This is a genomic window from Stenotrophomonas sp. YJH_SMC_110, from assembly GCF_059369255.1.
This window is the reverse complement of the sequence record NZ_JCAFSM010000003.1, coordinates 14,510-31,870: the sequence shown is the minus strand read 5'-3', so window position 1 is coordinate 31,870 and position 17,361 is coordinate 14,510. Positions and strand designations below refer to the sequence as shown.

Sequence of the window (17,361 nt, the reverse complement as noted above, 5' to 3'; positions counted from 1 at the left end):
CCTGCGGTATCATTACCAGTCATCTTTTGAATGCATAACCGCCGACATGATCGAACTGAATCCTGTCCGCCAGCGCATCACCGATCTGACCGATCGCGTGCTGTCGCTTCGGGGGTATCTTTGACTACGACGCCAAGAAAGAGCGTCTTGAAGAAGTAACGCGGGAGCTGGAAAGCCCCGACGTCTGGAACAACGCCGAGTACGCCCAGAACCTGGGCCGCGAACGTTCCAGCCTGGAAAAGACCGTGGGCGGCATCGCCTCGGTGCTCGATGGCCTGAACGATGCCACCGAGCTGCTGGAGCTGGCCGAGTCCGAGCAGGACGAGGACACCGCCCTGGCCGTGGTCGCCGACCTGGACAAGCACCAGGCCCACGTGGAGAAGCTGGAGTTCCAGCGCATGTTCTCCGGCGAGATGGACAATGCGGCGGCGTTCGTCGACATCCAGGCCGGTGCCGGCGGCACCGAAGCCCAGGACTGGGCCGAGATCCTGCTGCGCATGTACCTGCGCTGGTGCGAGTCGCGCGGCTGGAAGACCGAACTGATGGAAGTGTCCGGTGGCGACGTTGCCGGCATCAAGTCGGCCACGCTGCGCGTGGAAGGCGACTATGCCTATGGCTGGCTGAAGACCGAGACCGGCGTGCACCGCCTGGTGCGCAAGTCGCCGTTCGACTCGGACAACCGCCGCCACACCAGCTTCACCTCGGTGTTCGTGTCGCCGGAAATCGACGACAACATCGACATCACCATCAACCCGGCCGACCTGCGTACCGACGTGTACCGTTCGTCCGGTGCCGGTGGCCAGCACGTGAACAAGACCGAGTCGGCGGTGCGTATCACCCACATCCCGACCAACATCGTCGTGGCCTGCCAGACCGGCCGCAGCCAGCACCAGAACCGCGACAACGCGATGAAGATGCTGGCCGCCAAGCTGTATGAACTGGAGATCCAGAAGCGCAATGCCGAGAAGGACGCGGTGGAAGCCACCAAGTCCGACATCGGCTGGGGCAGCCAGATCCGCAACTACGTGCTCGACCAGAGCCGCATCAAGGACCTGCGCACCGGCATCGAACGGTCGGACACGCAGAAGGTGCTGGACGGCGACCTGGACGAGTTCGTCGAGGCCAGCCTGAAGGCCGGCCTGGCCGTGGGCTCCAAGCGCGTCGATGCCTGATCGGCGCGCCTGCGCGGATATCGTCACCCTCGTGCGCAACGCCGAGGGTGGCTGATCACGCTTCCGATGTGGGGCCGAGCCCATGCTCGGCTGCTGTTGGCGCAGTAGCAGATGCGTCGAGCATGGCTCGACGCTACAACGGGTACGGCGGTAGCGATGATGCGCAGCGAAAGTGAACGCAAGGAACTCGGCGGCTTTCTCAAGGCCTGCCGCGCCCGTGTCGATCCTGCCACGCTCGGCCTGCCGGCCGGGCGCCGGCGTACCCCGGGCCTGAAGCGCGAGGAAGTCGCGCTGGCGATCGGGGTGAGCGTCAGCTGGTACACCTGGATCGAGCAGGGCCGTGAAGTGCGCGCCTCGCCCGAGGTGCTGGAGCGCCTGGCGCAGGTGCTGCGCATGAGCGACGACGAACGCGCCTACGCGTTCGCGCTCTCCGGCTACGGCGTGCCGCTGGAATCACCGGACGAGAGCGTGACCGACGGCTTGCGCCAGCTGGTGGAGGCGATGCAGCCGATCCCGGCCTATGTGCGCAACACCCGCTTCGACATCCTGGCCTGGAACCCGGCCATCGCCGATCTGTTCGTGGACTACAGCCAACTGGCGCCGCATGAGCGCAACACGCTGCGGCTGATGTTCCTGTACCCGCCGTACCGCACGCTGATCCTCAACTGGGAAGAAATGACCCGCGGCCTGCTGGCAGGCTTCCGTGCGGCGATGGCGCAGGCGCCGGACAAGGCGCCGTTCCTGGCGCTGGTGGAGGACATCGCGGCGCATAGCGAGGAGTTCCGCCAGTGGTGGCCGGAGCACGACGTGCGCCGGTTCGATGAGGGTGCGAAGAAGCTGAACCATCCCACGCGCGGGCTGCTGGACCTGCAGTACGTGGCGCTGGTGCCGGAGAGCCGGCACGATCTTTCCCTGGTCACTTACCTGCCGCGTAGGTAGGTTGGTCGGCAGGGCTTGCAGCCCTGCACCTGCTCAATGCAACGGCCAAAGCCAAAGCCAGAGCCAGAGCTAGAGCTGGATTCCGTGGGTTGGCGGGGCGGTGTCGGAGTGCGGGGACGCCGTAAACCCGTCCCTGGGGGCTTGGCAGCCGCATGCATGCGGCTGACACCCCGCACTCCGACACCGCCCCACCTTTGAAAGGTTCACGCGGCTGTTGGTAGGTGTCGACCTTGGTCGACACATCTGTCAGATATCGAAAGAAATTCCGGGGTCAGATCCGTTTTCCTATGGAAAACGGATCTGACCCCAAGAGCATTTCCGACAGATCGCGGAAAACCGTCGAAGGCGGGGTGGGTCCGGTTGCGGGAGTGTCCGCGGCATGGATGCCGCGGCCAAGCCCCCAAGGACGGGTTTACGGCGTCTCCCGCAACCGGACCCACCTCGCCATCCCACGGATAGCCCGCTGTTGCTGCTGCTTCGGCTGTTGCCGTTGCCTCTGCGGGTGCAGGGCGCAGCCCTGCAAGAGCCCCCATTCAGACAGGTAAGTGCAGGTCACAGGATAAGCAGACGCCTTGTTGCCTCCGCCAATCGGGTCCACATTCCTGTGCAGGAGACGGGCCGCCGCCCGTCGTCGAGACACCAGGAGACCTGCATGTCCGCTGCCCCCACCACCGCCATTTCCCGCGATCCGGCCACCGGCCAGCAGATCGCCAGCCATCCCTTCGCCACGGATGCCGAGCTGGAAGCGATCCTCGATCGCGGTCAGGCCGGTTTCGCCGCCTGGAGCGCCCGCAGCCTGGAACAGCGAGCGCAGGTGTTGCGTGCGATGGCGGGCGTACTGCGCCGTGACCGCGAGACGCTGGCCGCGCTGGCCACTGCCGAAATGGGCAAGGTCCAGGCCGAAGCACTGGCCGAGATCGAGAAGTGTGCCGTGCTGTGCGACTGGTACGCCGACCACGGTGCGCAGTTCCTGCGCGACGAGCCGACCCAGGTGCCCGACGACAAGGCTAACGTGTCCTACCTGCCGCTGGGCGTGGTGCTGGGCATCATGCCGTGGAATTTCCCGTACTGGCAGGTGATGCGCGCGGCGGTACCGATCCTGATGGGCGGCAACGGCTTCCTGCTGAAGCCGGCCGAGAACATCGTCGGCACCGCGCAGCTGCTCGATGCCGCCTGGCGTGATGCCGGGCTGCCGGAAGGCACCTTCATCGCCGCCAACATCAGCCGCGAGGGTACCAGCCGTGCGATCGCCGATGACCGCATCGCCGCCGTCACCCTGACCGGCAGCGTGGCCGCAGGCCGCAGCATCGCTGCCCAGGCCGGGCAGGCGCTGAAGAAGGTGGTGCTGGAACTGGGCGGCTCGGATCCGTTCATCGTGCTGGCTGACGCTGACCTGGATGCGGCCGTCGATGCGGCGGTGACCTCGCGCTTCCAGAACACCGGGCAGGTCTGCATTGCCGGCAAGCGCATCATCGTTGAAGACGCGGTGTACGACCGCTTCGTGGCGCAGTTCTGCCAGAAAGTGCAGGCGCTGACCATCGGTGATGGCCGTGAAGCGGGCAATCGCATTGGTCCGATGGCACGCCAGGACCTGCTGGAACAGTTGGACGCGCAGGTGCGCGCCTCGGTGGACGCAGGCGCGAAGCTGCTCGTCGGCGGCCATCAGCTCGATCGTCCGGGCGCGTTCTATGCGCCCACCGTGCTGGCGGACGTGGAGCCGGGCATGCAGGCCTTTGACACGGAAACGTTCGGGCCGGTGGCCTCGATCAGCCGCGCCCGCGATGCCGACCACGCGGTGGAACTGGCCAACCAGAGCGAGTTCGGCCTCAGCGGCAACCTGTGGACCGGTGACCGCGCGCGGGCCATGCAGCTGGCGCGCCGGCTGCAGACCGGCGGTGTGTTCGTCAACGGCTTCTCCGCTTCCGACCCTCGCGTGCCGATCGGCGGTGTGAAGAAGAGCGGCTTCGGCCGCGAGCTCTCGCACTTCGGCATCCGTGAATTCGTCAACGCGCAGACAGTGTGGTTCGACAAGCATTGACGCGCGGCTCTCATCCTTCCTGCAACGATCCACCATCAGTCCAGCACAAAGGACGGCATCCGATGTCCAAGGGTTCAGATCTGCTCGTCGCCGCACTTGAGAACGAAGGCGTCGAGCGCATTTTCGGCATTCCCGGCGAAGAAAACCTCGACGTGGTCGAGTCGCTCCGCCATTCCAGCATCGAACTGGTCATCACCCGCCACGAACAGGCGGCGGTGTTCATGGCGGCCACTTACGGCCGCCTGACCGGCAAGCCGGGCGTATGCCTGGCCACGCTCGGCCCGGGCGCGCTCAACTTCACCACCGGCGCCGCCTATGCGCTGCTGGGTGCGTGGCCGGTGATCATGATCACCGGCCAGAAGGGCATCGTCGCCAGCAAGCAGGCGCGCTTCCAGATCGTCGACATCGTCGGCACGATGAAGCCGCTGACCAAACAGGCGCGGCAGATCGTCTCGGCACGCACCATTCCGACCATCGTCCGCGAGGCGTTCCGTGTCGCCCAGGAAGAGCGCCCGGGCCCGGTGTTGCTGGAGCTGCCCGAAGACATTGCTGCCGATGAGGTCGAGGGCGTGGCGCTGATTCCGCCGCACGCGGTGGACCGTCCCATTGCCAGCCCGGAGGCGCTGGATCGGGCAGCAGAGCTCATCCGCAATGCAAAGCGGCCGCTGCTGATGATCGCTTCGGCGGCCTCGCGGCCGCAGTCCAGCGACGCGCTGTCCGCGTTCGTGCTGCGCGCCGGCATCCCGTTCTTCACCACGCAGATGGGCAAGGGCGCGGTGGCCGGTGGTTCAGGCCTGTACATGGGCACCGCGGCGCTGACCGAGCGCGATTACGTGCACATGGCGATCGACCAGGCCGACGTGATCGTGACCATCGGCCACGAGGTCACCGAGAAGCCGCCATTCGTGATGCGCCCGGGTGGGCCGACGGTGATCCATATCGGGTACTCGCAGGCGGCGGTGGAACAGGTGTATTTCCCGCAGGTGGAGGTGATCGGCGATATCGGTCGTTCGCTGACCCAGCTGGCCGACCGCATCGAGGGCGCGGTGCCGAATGCCGCTGCGCTGCTGCCGCTGCGCGCGACCATCCTCGAACACCTGGCCGACCGGGCCGAAGAGGTCGGGTTCACCCCGCAGCGGCTGGTGCGCGACGTGCGCCAGGTGATGCCGCCGGATGGCATCGTGGCGCTGGACAACGGCATGTACAAGATCTGGTTCGCGCGCAACTACCGCACCCAGGTGGCCAACACGCTGCTGCTGGACAACGCGCTGGCGACGATGGGCGCGGGCCTGCCGTCGGCGATCATGGCCTCGATCCTGTATCCGCAGCGGCGGGTGCTGGCGGTGTGCGGCGACGGCGGCTTCATGATGAACAGCCAGGAGCTGGAGACGGCCCGCCGGCTGGGCCTGAACCTGGTGGTGCTGATCCTCAACGACGGTGCCTACGGCATGATCCGCTGGAAGCAGGCCGTGGACGGATTCACCGACTACGGCATGACCTTCAGCAACCCCGATTTCGTGAAGTACGCCGAGGCCTATGGCTGCAAGGGCCACGAGGTGACGGCCATCGAGCAGTTCATCCCGACCCTGGAAGCGGCCTTCAACGAGGGCGGGGTGCACCTGGTGTCGGTGCCGGTGGACTATTCGGAGAACCAGCGGGTGCTGGTGGATGAGTTGCGCCAGGCGTTCCCCGGCAACAGGTAGCGGCGGAGCAGGGCCGGCCGATCCGCCCGGTAGGTGTCGACCTTGGTCGACACGCACAGCGCCAACCAAGGTTGGCGGCTACCGGGGCGGGCCCGGCCCAGGGCTGGGACTGGGCGGTTTTGGTATGCTGGGCAACCGGCTGTGCCGGGCGCTGCATCCCCCCTCACTACACGATTCCCGCAGATCCATGAGCGAAGCTACCGATACCCCCCCCGTCGACGAAAACAAGTTGATCGCCGAGCGCCGTGAGAAACTCAAAGCGCTGCGTGGGCAGGGCATCGCGTACCCGAACGACTTCCGTCGCGAGGACTTCGCCGGCCGCCTGCAGGAAGAATTCGCAGATGCCGAAACCTGGACCGCCGAGGCCCTGGAAGGCAACGGCCGCCAGGTGAAGATGGCGGGCCGCCTGATGGCCAAGCGCATCATGGGCAAGGCCAGCTTCGCGCAGATCCAGGACGAGTCCGGCCGCATCCAGCTGTTCCTGCAGGGCGCGGTGCTGGGCGATGCCTATACCGCCTTCAAGGGCTGGGACGTGGGCGACATCATCGCCGTCGAAGGCGGCCTGACCCGTACCAAGACCGGCGAGCTGTCGGTCAAGGCCGAATCGATCCGCCTGCTGACCAAGTCGCTGCGCCCGCTGCCGGACAAGTGGCATGGCCTGGCCGACGTCGAGCAGCGTTACCGCCAGCGTTACGTCGACCTGATCGTGACCCCGGAGTCGCGCGCGGTGTTCATCAAGCGCTCGAAGATCATCCGCGCCATGCGCGCGTGGCTGGACAACCGCGACTTCCTGGAAGTCGAGACGCCGATGATGCATTACATCCCCGGCGGCGCGGCGGCCAAGCCGTTCACCACCCACCACAATGCGCTGGACCTGGACCTGTACCTGCGCGTGGCGCCGGAGCTGTACCTCAAGCGCCTGACCGTGGGTGGCCTTGAGCGCGTGTACGAGATCAACCGCAACTTCCGCAATGAAGGCGTCAGCACCCGCCACAACCCGGAATTCACCATGATGGAGCTGTACGAGGCCTATGCCACGTACAACGAGATCATGGACCTGACCGAAGGCGTGATCCGTGACGTGGCCAAGGCCGTCAACGGTGGCACCGAGGTCGAATGGGACGGCGCGAAGATCGACCTGGGCCCGGCATTCCGCCGCTGGCGCATGGACGAGGCGGTGCGCCACCACAATCCGGAAATCTCTGCGGCGGACTGCACCGACCGCGACGCGCTGCTGCGCCATTGCGAGCGCCTGAAGATCCGCGTCAAGCCGTCCTACGGCTGGGGCAAGCTGCTGCTGGAGATCTTCGAGGCCACCGTCGAGCACACCCTGATCCAGCCGACCTTCATCACCGACCATCCGGTGGAGGTCTCGCCGCTGGCCCGTGCCAACGACAATGACCCGGGCTACACCGACCGCTTCGAGCTGTTCGTCAACGGCAAGGAGCTGGCCAACGGCTTCTCCGAGCTGAACGATCCGGAAGACCAGGCCCAGCGCTTCCAGGCCCAGGTGGCGGCGAAGGAAGGTGGCGATGACGAGGCCATGCACTACGACGCCGACTACATCCGTGCGCTGGAGTACGGCATGGCACCGACCGGCGGCCTCGGCATCGGCGTGGATCGCCTGGTGATGCTGCTGACCGGCAGCAGCTCGATCCGCGATGTACTGCTGTTCCCGTACATGCGTCCGGAGCAGTAAGTCGCCTTTCTGACTCCCGATTGTGCGCGCCGTCCCGAAACGAGACGGCGCGATTGACGCGTCCCGCACTCGGCGTATCGTAATTGCACTACCTTGACGCCTGTTATGGCTTGATCGGCGCCAGGGGGAGGGCACGGTGTGGGGAGTCCGCTTCACATTGTGATGACGATCATGAATCGGGACGCATGACACGGGAGTCAGGCCGATGCAGGGTGCGAGCGTTCGCAGCGGCAGAGTATCCTCGCCTGCTGATGATCCAGCGTGGTCGAGAAACCAGGCAGAGTACGCGTTGAACATCGTCATCGTTGACGACCAGACTTCGGCCCGGACGATGCTGCGTCACGTCATCGAAGACATCGCGCCGGAACTGAGCGTGTATGACTTCGGAGACCCGCTGACCGCATTGGCCTGGTGCGAAGCCCATCCGGTCGACCTGCTGCTGCTCGATTACCGCATGCCGGAGATGGATGGGCTGGAATTCGCCCGTCGTTTCCGTCGCCTGCCCAAGCACCGTGACATTCCGGTGATCCTGATCACCGTGGTCGGTGACGAGCCGATCCGGCAAGCGGCACTGGAAGCAGGCGTCATCGACTTCCTGGTCAAGCCGATCCGCCCGCGCGAGCTGCGGGCGCGCTGCTACAACCTGCTGCAGCTGCGCCAGCAGACCGAGAACGTGAAGCAGCGGGCGCTGTCGCTGGAGCAGCGCCTGCTGGCCAGCATGCATGAGGTCGAAGAGCGCGAGCGCGAAACGCTGTCGCGGCTGGCACGCGCGATCGAGTTCCGTGATGCCGGCACCAGCGCCTACCTGGAGCGCATGGCGCGCGTGGCCGGACTGATCGCCGAACAGCTCGGGCTGCCCGAAGAGGAGGTGCGCCTGATCGAAATGGCTGCGCCGCTGCATGACATGGGCAAGATCGCCATTCCCGATGCGGTGCTGCTCAAGCAGGGCAAGCTCAACGAGGAAGAACTGGCGATCATGCGCCGGCACCCGCGGATTGGCCATGAACTGCTGAGCGGCAGCCAGAATCGCTTCATCCAGGTTGGCGCGTTGATCGCACTGCGTCATCATGAGCGCTATGACGGCAGTGGCTATCCCGATGGGCTGGTCGGCGACGCGATTCCGCTGGAAGCGCGCATCGTGGCCGTCGCCGATGTCTTCGACGCCCTGATTTCGCCCCGTCCGTACAAGGAAGCATGGACCATGGAAGCCACCCTGGCTTATCTCTACGCCCAGCGTGGCCGCCTGTTCGATCCCCGATGCGTGGACGCGCTGCTGCGCGGCCGCGAACAGCTCGACCAGATCTGCGCCGAGCATTCGATGGCGTCCGCGCGCCCGGGGCTGGGCGCGTGAAACGCCTGTTGTCGCAGCTGCGGCTGCGCCTGTCCCAGCGCCAGGACAGCGAGCACGGCCAGCAGATCGTCCGCATCGTGCTGATCAGCCTGATCCTGGCCTACGTACTGTTGCCGGCACCGCGCCACGATCTGCCGCATACCCAGTACGTCGGTGTGCTGGCGATCGTGCTGACCGGCCTGAGCCTGTCACTGTTGCTGTTCGGCTGGCTGCTGTGGCGGCCGGCGCGTTCCGATCCCCGCCGCGTGCTGGGCATGCTGGCTGACTACGGCCTCATTGCTGCCGGCATGGTGCAGATGGGTGAGCCGCTGGCCTGGGTCTACATCGTGGTGATGTGGGTGACGGTCGGCAATGGCATGCGCTTTGGCAACCACTATCTGTACGTGGCGGTGGCCATGGCGATGGTGAGCTTCGGTTGCACCGTGATGCTGACGCCTTACTGGCAACAGAATTTCCGCCTGGCCATCGGCCTCTGGCTGGGCCTGGCAGCGGTGCCGCTGTACTTCTCGACATTGCTGCGGCAGTTGACCGAAGCGATGGCCGAGGCGCGCCGCGCCAGCGAGGCCAAGAGCCGGTTCCTGGCCAACATGAGCCATGAGTTCCGCACGCCGTTGAACGGTCTCAACGGCATGACCGAAGTGCTGGCCACCACGCGCCTGGATGACGAGCAGCGCGAGTGCCTCAACACCATCCAGGCGTCGTCGCGCAGCCTGCTGGCACTGGTGGAGGAAGTGCTGGACATCTCGGCCATCGAGGCCGGCAAGCTGCGCGTGGTGGCCGAGGACTTCGCCGTGGCCGACGTGATCCAGGCGATCGGTCTGATCCTGTTGCCACAGGCCAAGGCCAAACGGCTGGATTACCGGGTGAAGGTGGCCGATGGTGTGCCGCCACGCGTGCGCGGCGATGTCGGGCACCTGCGGCAGATCCTGCTGAACCTGGCCGGCAACGCGGTCAAGTTCACCGACCATGGCCGGGTCGAGATACGTGTCGGCGTGGTGCAGGCCGATGCCAGCGGGGCGGTGCGGTTGCGCTTCGACATCCTCGACACCGGCATCGGCGTGCCACCTGCCATGCGTGCACGGCTGTTCGACGCGTTCGAGCAGGCCGATGTCAGCATGGCGCGCCGCCACGAGGGGACGGGGCTGGGCACGACCATCGCCAAAGGCCTGGTCGAGGCGATGGACGGTGACATCGGTTATCTGGAAAACCCGCCGCGCGGCAGCCACTTCTGGGTCGAGCTGCCGTTCGCGCCGCCGCAGCCGCAGGTGCCGGGCGCGGTGCCGAGCCTGAGCGGCGACGAAGACGCGGGCCCGGGCGGCAACGTGATCGCTTTTGCCGATCCGTTCCTGCGCCATCGCGCCCGCGTGCGCAGCATGCAGATCCTGGTGGCCGACGACCACGAGGCCAACCGCATGGTCCTGCAGCGCCTGCTGCAGAAGGCCGGCCATCGCGTGCTGTGCGTGGACGGCGGTGAGGCGGTGCTGGATGCGCTGGCCGACAGCGAGTTCGACGCGGTCATCGTCGATCTGCACATGCCGGGCATGAGCGGGCTGGACATGCTCAAGGAACTGCGGGTGATGCAGGCCGGCGGCGGTCCGCGCACGCCGGTACTGGTACTCAGTGCGGATGTAACGCCCGAGGCGATCCAGCGCTGTACCCAGGCCGGCGCACATGCCTTCCTGGCCAAGCCCGTCGTTGCGGTGCGCCTGCTCGATACGCTGGCCGAGATCGCCAGCAATGCCCAGCTGAAGACCATGGCCGCACCGGTGGTGCGACCGGCGGCGCCGCTGCAGGATGGCGTGCTCGACAGCAGCGTGCTGGACGAACTGGCTTCGCTGGGCATGGGCGAGGGCTTCGAACGTGAGTTCATCCGCCAGTGCCTGGAGGACGTGGCGAGCTGCATGGGCAAGGCCGAGCAGGCCGGCGAGGCCACGCAGTGGGATGTGTTCCGCGAACAATCCCACGCGATCAAGGGCGTGGCCAGCAATCTCGGCCTGATGCGCGCGTCCAACCGTGCCGGCGAGCTGATGCGGATGGCCGACTGGCAGCTCAAGACCGAATGGCGTCAGCGCCTGGGCATCCTGCAGGAGGCGATCAAGGAAGGTCGGCGCGCGCTGGACGCGCGGGCCGAACGCCGCATGCGCGGCGCCGCCGATGATGGTGAAGCGCGCTGAGGCGTGGCGTGAACCCAAAAAAAGCCCGGTGGCCAGCCGGGCTTGAACCCATCCTGGGGGAGGGGAGGAATCAGGCCGCGTCGAGACTGGCGCGACGGGTCTGGGCCTTGATCAGGCGATCCATGGTGCGCAGCGAGCGGTCGCCGAGTGCGAGGGCGGAATCGACCCATACCTTGGTGATCTCCAGCAGTTCGTCGTAGCTGACCGGCTGGGCGATGGCGCGTGCGGCGTTCATCGCCAGATAGGACTGCGGCGTGCGCTGCTGCTGGCGGATCAGTTCCTCCACCGCCGCCCGGCCTTCGCCCTTCTTCACCAGCACGTCGACCACGCCCATCGCGTGCATCTCCTCGGCGCTGTAGACCCGGCCGTCGAGGATGATCTTCTCGGCCAGGTGGGGGGACACGCGCCGGCACAGGAAGGAGTACGCACCCATGCCCGGGAACAGGCCGAACAGCACCTCCGGCAGGCCCAGTCCGCTGCCTTCCTCGGCGACGATGGTGTGGCAGGCCAGGGCCATTTCCAGGCCGCCGCCGAGGGCGTCACCCTGGATCAGCGCGATCGAACGGACGTCGCCGCCGAACCCGGTGTGCAGGTGGTGCACGCCCTCCACGCAGCGCTGGGCGTAGTTCAGCAGGAGGTCGCGGTTGCCTTCGCGGATCAGGCGGGTGAACAGGTCCAGGTCGCCGCCCAGGTTGTAGGCGACGGCATCGGAGGCCAGCACGAAATGCCGCAATGTCCCGTTGTGGCGTTCGGCAGGGCTGCGGGTGATGGCCGCCATGTAGCTCCACATTTCGTCGAGCATGTCCTTGCGGCAGCAGGGACGGATCCCGGTGGCGGCATCGGCGTGCATGAACAGCCAGTGGGCAGCGCCGTCGGCGCTGTCTTCGGTACGGATGGTGGCGAACGGTGAGCCGCTTGAAGGCAGCTTTTCGATGGTACTCATGGAAGGGTCCTCGGCATGCGGCCCGCAGTGTCAGGTGGGTGGCCGGCGGGCCGAACGGTCCACACACGCGGCGATGCTACACCGCCTCAGCGGCGTCGCATGCGAAAGGGCCCGGGACGTTTCCGCCCCGGGCCCTGCACTGTCCAGATTGCCGCAAACCCTTACTGGGCGGGCGTATCGCGGAGTTCGCGACGGAGGATCTTGCCGACGTTGGTCTTCGGCAGCTCCTTTCGGAATTCAACGATTTTGGGGTGCTTGTAGCCGGTCAGGTTGGCCCGGGCATGCTCCTTGACCATTTCGGCGGTCAGGTTCGGGTCCTTCTTCACGATGACCACCTTCACCACCTCGCCGGACTTGTCGTCCGGGACGCCGACCGCGGCCACTTCCAGCACGCCCGGCATCATCGCGATCACGTCCTCGACTTCGTTCGGGTACACGTTGAAGCCGGACACCAGGATCATGTCCTTCTTGCGGTCGACGATGTAGAAGAAGCCGTGTTCGTCCATCTTGGCCATGTCGCCGGTATGCAGCCAGCCGTCCGCGTCGATGGCCTTGGCCGTTTCCTCCGGGCGCTGCCAGTAGCCCTTCATCACCTGCGGGCCCTTGATGCAGAGCTCGCCGACCTCGCCCAGCGGCAGGATGGCACTGTTGTCATCCTTGATGCAGGCATCGGTGGAGGGGATCGGCAGGCCGATCGAGCCGTTGTACTCGGTCAGGGTAAGCGGGTTGATGCAGGCTGCCGGCGAGGTCTCGGTCAGGCCATAGGCCTCGACCAGGGTCACGCCGGTGACCTTCTTCCAGCGCTCGGCGACGGCGCGCTGCACCGCCATGCCGCCGCCCAGGGTGACCTTCAGCGAGGAGAAGTCGACCGTGTCGAAACCGGGGGTGTTGAGCAGGCCGTTGAACAGCGTGTTGACGCCGGTGATGGCGGTGAAACGCACCGACTTGAGCTCCTTGACGAAGCCCTTCATGTCGCGCGGGTTGGTGATCAGGTGATTGCAGCCACCGAACTTCATGAAGACCAGCCCGTTCGCGGTCAGCGCGAAGATGTGGTACAGCGGCAGGGCGGTGATGATCCACTCCTTGCCCATCTCGATGCCGGACGCACTGATCCAGGCCGAGGCCTGCTGCATGTTGGCGATCAGGTTGCGGTTGGTCAGCATCGCGCCCTTGGCCACGCCGGTGGTGCCGCCGGTGTACTGCAGGAACGCGATGTCGTCGTGGTCGATCTCGACCTTGGGCAGGCTGTGGCGGCTGCCGAGCTTGAGCGCCTGGCGGAAGCGCACCGCGCCCTTGAGATGGTAGTTGGGCACCATCTTCTTGATGTACTTCAGCACGAAGTTGACGATCACGCCCTTGGCGCCGAGCAGGTCGCCCAGGCCGGTGGTGACCACATGCTTGACCGGCGTATCGGCGATGACCTGCTCGACGGTGTCGCCGAAGTTGTCGACCACCACCAGCGCGGTCACGCCGGCATCGACCAGCTGGTGCTTGAGCTCGCGGGCGGTGTACAGCGGGTTGACGTTGACCACGGTCAGGCCGGCGCGCAGCACGCCGAAGGTGGCCACCGGGTACTGCAGGCAGTTGGGCATCATCAGGGCGACGCGGTCACCCTTCTTGAGCTTGAGCTCACCGAGCAGGTAGGCCGCGAACTGTTCGACCAGCGCGTCGGTCTCGCCGTAGGTGAGGACCTTGCCGAAGCTGGAGTAGGCGGGACGGTCGCGGAATTTCGCGACGGAAGCGTCGAAGACCGAAGCTACCGAATGGAACTCGTTGACGTCGATCTCGGCGGGAACGCCTTTCGGATAGCTCTGCAGCCAGGGACGATCCAGACTCATATTCCCCCTCCAGGAATCGTGATGTATTAGGTCCGGCCCTGAGCGTATCGACAACGGCCGGTCATTGCAGCATACCCCGCCGTAGGGAAAACGCGAAGAGGCCCCGAAGAGCCTCCTTGCTGGGTAGTGCCGGCCGCTGGCCGGCATCTGCGCTGGACGGACCATACGATGGATGCCGGCCAGCGGCCGGCACTACCGTGGCCCCAAGCGGGCCGGCTGCGTCAACCCTGCTTGCGAACGGGTGCGCCGTTGGCCTTGTAGTACGGCGCGGTGCTACGGGCGAGCGGGGTGCGGCCGCGGATCACGTCGGCCAGCTTCTCGGCCATCATGATGGTCGGCGCGTTGAGGTTGCCGGTCACCACCTGCGGCATGATCGAGGCATCGACGATGCGCAGGCCTTCCAGCCCGTGTACGCGGCCCTGGCCATCGACCACCGCCATCGGATCGTCGGCATGGCCCATCTTGTTCGAGCACGACGGGTGATAGGCAGTCTCGGCGTGCTCGCGCACGAACGCATCGATCTGCGCGTCGGTCTGCAGCGCGCTTCCCGGCGAGATCTCGCGGCCGCTGTACGGGGCCAGCGCCGGCTGCGCGAAGATCTCGCGGGTGATGCGGATCGCCGCACGGAACTCGCGCCAGTCCTGGTCGTGCGACATGTAGTTGAACAGGATGCTCGGATGTTCGCGCGGGTCCTTCGAGCGCACGTGGATGCGGCCGCGGCTGGGTGAGCGCATCGAACCGACGTGCATCTGGAAGCTGTGCGCCTTGATCGGGTTGGAGCCGTTGTAATTGATCGCCACCGGCAGGAAGTGGTACTGCAGGTTCGGCCAGTCGAATTCGGCGTCGCTGCGGATGAAGCCACCGGCCTCGAACTGGTTGCTGGCGCCGATGCCGGTGCCCAGGAACAGCCACTCGGCACCGATCGCCGGCTGGTTGTACAGCTTCAGTGCCGGCGCCAGCGACACCGGCTTCTTGCACTCGTACTGCAGGTACATCTCAAGGTGGTCCTGCAGGTTGGCGCCGACGCCCGGCAGGTGGTGCACCAGGTCGATGTCCAGGCTGCGCAGCAGGTCGGCCGGGCCGACGCCCGAGCGCTGCAGGATCTGCGGCGAGGCGATGGCGCCGCCGCACAGCAGCACTTCGCGGCGGGCGGTGGCGCGCTGCGGCTGGTCGCTGTGCAGCCACTGCACGCCCACGGCGCGCTTGCCCGAGAACAGAATGCGGTCGGTCAGCGCGTGGGTGACGATGGTCAGGTTCGGGCGCGGCTTGGCCAGGTCCAGGTAGCCGCGGGCGGTGCTGGAACGACGGCCCTTCGGGGTCACCGTGCGGTCCATCGGGCCGAAACCTTCCTGCTGGTAGCCGTTGAGGTCGTCGGTGCGCGGGTAGCCGGCCTGCACGCCGGCTTCGACCATCGCAGCGAACAGCTCGTTGTTGCCGGCCTTCGGCGTGGTAACGCGCAGCGGGCCGTCGCCACCGTGGTAGTCATTGGGGCCGATATCACGGGTTTCGGCCTTGCGGAAGTAGGGCAGGCAGTCCAGGTAGGTCCAGTCTTCCAGGCCCGGCATGCTGGCCCAGTTGTCATAGTCCATCGCGTTGCCGCGGATGTAGCACATGCCGTTGATCAGCGACGAGCCGCCCAGGCCCTTGCCGCGGCCGCAGTCCATGCGGCGGTTGTTCATGAAGGGCTCGGGATCGGTCTTGTACGCCCAGTTGTAGCGCTTGCCCTGCAGTGGGAAGGCCAGTGCCGCCGGCATCTGGGTACGGAAGTCGAGCCGGTAGTCCGGGCCACCGGCTTCCAGCAGCAGCACGCTGACATCGGCATCTTCGGTGAGGCGGGTAGCCAGCACGTTGCCGGCCGAACCGGCGCCGATGATGATGTAGTCGTACTCGTTGTGGGTGCTCATGGGTGTCTCCTGCAGGCCGGGGCGTGCTGCATGCAGGCGTCCCGGCGGGATGTCGGATCGGCGCGGTGGCCGGACGATGGGGCGTGCTGGCGGCGCGCCGGTCAGAACACGCTGGCGTAGTCGCCCAGCTCGACCTGCACCGACTTGATGCGGGTGTAGTGGCCGAGGGTCGAGATGCCGTTCTCACGGCCGACGCCGGATTCCTTGTAGCCACCGACCGGCATTTCGGCCGGCGATTCGCCCCAGGTATTGATCCAGCAGATGCCGGCTTCCAGGCGGTGGATGATGCGGTGGGCGCGGCTGACGTCCTTGCTGACCACGCCGGCGGCGAGGCCGAAGGTGGTGTCGTTGGCACGACGCACCACTTCGTCTTCGTCGTCGTAGGCGAGGATGCTCATCACCGGCCCGAAGATCTCTTCCCGGACAATCGTCATGTCATCGCGGCAGTCGGAGAACACGGTCGGCAGCACGTACGCGCCATTGGCCAGCGCGCCTTCGGTGGCACGGCCGCCGCCGGTCAGCAGGCGGGCGCCTTCGGCCTTGCCGCTTTCGATGTAGCGCAGCACGTTTTCCATGTGCGGGAAGCTGGTCAGCGGGCCGAAGTTGGTCTCGGCGGCCATCGGGTCGCCGATGCGGATGCGCTTGACGCGCTCGACAACGGCGGCCTCGAACGCGGCCAGCATGCTGCGCGGCACGAACACGCGGGTGCCGTTGGTGCAGACCTGGCCGGAGCTGAAGAAGTTGGCCATCACCGCGATGTCGGCGGCGCGGTCCAGATCGGCGTCATCGCAGATCACCAGCGGCGACTTGCCGCCCAGCTCCATGGTCACTTCCTTCAGCGACGAGGACGCCGCGCTGGCCATGACCTTCTTGCCGGTGGCGACGCCGCCGGTGAAGGAAATCTTCTCGATCACCGGGTGCTCGGTCAGCCACTGCCCGATCTCGCGGCCCGGGCCCTGCACGACGTTGAACACGCCGGCCGGCACGCCGGCTTCGGTGTAGATCTCGGCCAGCCGGATCGCGGTCAACGGGGTCACTTCGGACGGCTTGAAGACCATCGCATTGCCGGCGGCCAGGGCCGGGGCCGACTTCCACATGGCGATCTGGATCGGGTAGTTCCAGGCGCCGATGCCGGCCACCACGCCCAGCGGTTCGCGGCGGGTGTAGAAGAAGCTCGATTCGCGCAGCGGCAGCTGGATGCCTTCGATGGCGGTGGCCAGGCCAGCGTAGTACTCGACCACGTCGGCGCCGGTGACGATGTCCACGGTGGTGGTCTCGGCCAGCGCCTTGCCGGTGTCCAGGGTTTCCAGGTGGGCCAGTTCGTCGTTGCGCTCGCGCAGGAGCTCGACGGCGCGGCGCAGGATGCGCGAGCGCTCCATGGCCGTCATCGCGGCCCACACCTTCTGGCCTTCGGCCGCGCTCTGCACGGCGCGCTCGACGTCGGCCTGGCTGGCAACCTGCACTTCGGCGATCACCTCACCGGTGGCCGGGTTGACGGTCTTGAAGGTCTTGCCGCTGGTGGCATCGACGCGCTGGCCGTGGATGTAGAGCTGTTGGACGGGCAGGGTGGTCATGGGGCGTACTCCTTGGAAGGGGGCGG

11 protein-coding genes are annotated in these 17,361 nt (G+C 66.4%); 7 read left to right on the top strand and 4 right to left on the bottom strand.

Translation table 11 applies throughout. The features are described 5' to 3' along the window. Positions 1-46: 46 nt before the first annotated feature. The 7 genes from prfB (at position 47) to AC5P6H_RS07180 (ending at position 11,076) form a co-directional block, all read left to right on the top strand. Positions 47-1,172, top strand: a protein-coding gene (gene prfB, locus AC5P6H_RS07210) for a peptide chain release factor 2 (RefSeq protein ID WP_014037064.1) whose coding sequence is annotated in 2 segments (ribosomal slippage) — positions 47-121 and positions 123-1,172 — 1,125 coding nt in all. Because the reading frame shifts where the segments join, the coding sequence is not laid out codon by codon here. 156 nt (positions 1,173-1,328) lie between these two features. Continuing rightward, positions 1,329-2,111 (top strand): helix-turn-helix transcriptional regulator, encoded by a 783-nt coding sequence (locus AC5P6H_RS07205; RefSeq protein ID WP_021204557.1) that lies wholly within the window; start codon positions 1,329-1,331, stop codon positions 2,109-2,111. Between the two features lie 652 nt (positions 2,112-2,763). After that, on the top strand, positions 2,764-4,149 hold the full coding sequence (locus AC5P6H_RS07200) for an NAD-dependent succinate-semialdehyde dehydrogenase (RefSeq protein WP_049440099.1): 1,386 nt from the start codon (positions 2,764-2,766) through the stop codon (positions 4,147-4,149). 62 nt (positions 4,150-4,211) lie between these two features. Beyond that, complete coding sequence (locus tag AC5P6H_RS07195) at positions 4,212-5,852, top strand: acetolactate synthase large subunit (protein ID WP_478406475.1); 1,641 nt, start codon at positions 4,212-4,214, stop codon at positions 5,850-5,852. Between the two features lie 187 nt (positions 5,853-6,039). Next, positions 6,040-7,551: a lysine--tRNA ligase gene (lysS, locus tag AC5P6H_RS07190; protein WP_012480078.1), complete on the top strand. Its 1,512-nt coding sequence runs from the start codon at positions 6,040-6,042 to the stop codon at positions 7,549-7,551. A 205-nt stretch (positions 7,552-7,756) separates the two neighbouring features. Then, positions 7,757-8,902 (top strand): cyclic di-GMP phosphodiesterase response regulator RpfG, encoded by a 1,146-nt coding sequence (gene rpfG, locus AC5P6H_RS07185; RefSeq protein WP_032959453.1) that lies wholly within the window; start codon positions 7,757-7,759, stop codon positions 8,900-8,902. Further along, positions 8,899-11,076: a response regulator gene (locus AC5P6H_RS07180; protein WP_046430396.1), complete on the top strand. Its 2,178-nt coding sequence runs from the start codon at positions 8,899-8,901 to the stop codon at positions 11,074-11,076. The genes rpfG and AC5P6H_RS07180 overlap by 4 nt, the downstream gene beginning before the upstream one ends. 70 nt (positions 11,077-11,146) lie before the next feature. Here the strand turns inward: AC5P6H_RS07180 and AC5P6H_RS07175 are convergent, their stop codons facing one another. The 4 genes from AC5P6H_RS07175 to betB form a co-directional block, all read right to left on the bottom strand. Continuing rightward, a complete protein-coding gene (locus AC5P6H_RS07175) occupies positions 11,147-12,019 on the bottom strand; it encodes a crotonase/enoyl-CoA hydratase family protein (RefSeq protein WP_014647007.1) in 873 nt (290 codons plus the stop codon). A gap of 161 nt (positions 12,020-12,180) precedes the next feature. Beyond that, positions 12,181-13,857, bottom strand: coding sequence for a long-chain fatty acid--CoA ligase (locus tag AC5P6H_RS07170; RefSeq protein ID WP_014647008.1), 1,677 nt, complete (start codon positions 13,855-13,857; stop codon positions 12,181-12,183). Between the two features lie 221 nt (positions 13,858-14,078). Continuing rightward, positions 14,079-15,761, bottom strand: a complete 1,683-nt coding sequence (betA, locus tag AC5P6H_RS07165; protein WP_014647009.1) for a choline dehydrogenase — start codon at positions 15,759-15,761, stop codon at positions 14,079-14,081. 101 nt (positions 15,762-15,862) lie between these two features. Further along, positions 15,863-17,335, bottom strand: a complete 1,473-nt coding sequence (betB, locus tag AC5P6H_RS07160) for a betaine-aldehyde dehydrogenase (protein ID WP_014647010.1) — start codon at positions 17,333-17,335, stop codon at positions 15,863-15,865. Between the last annotated feature and the right edge of the window lie 26 nt (positions 17,336-17,361).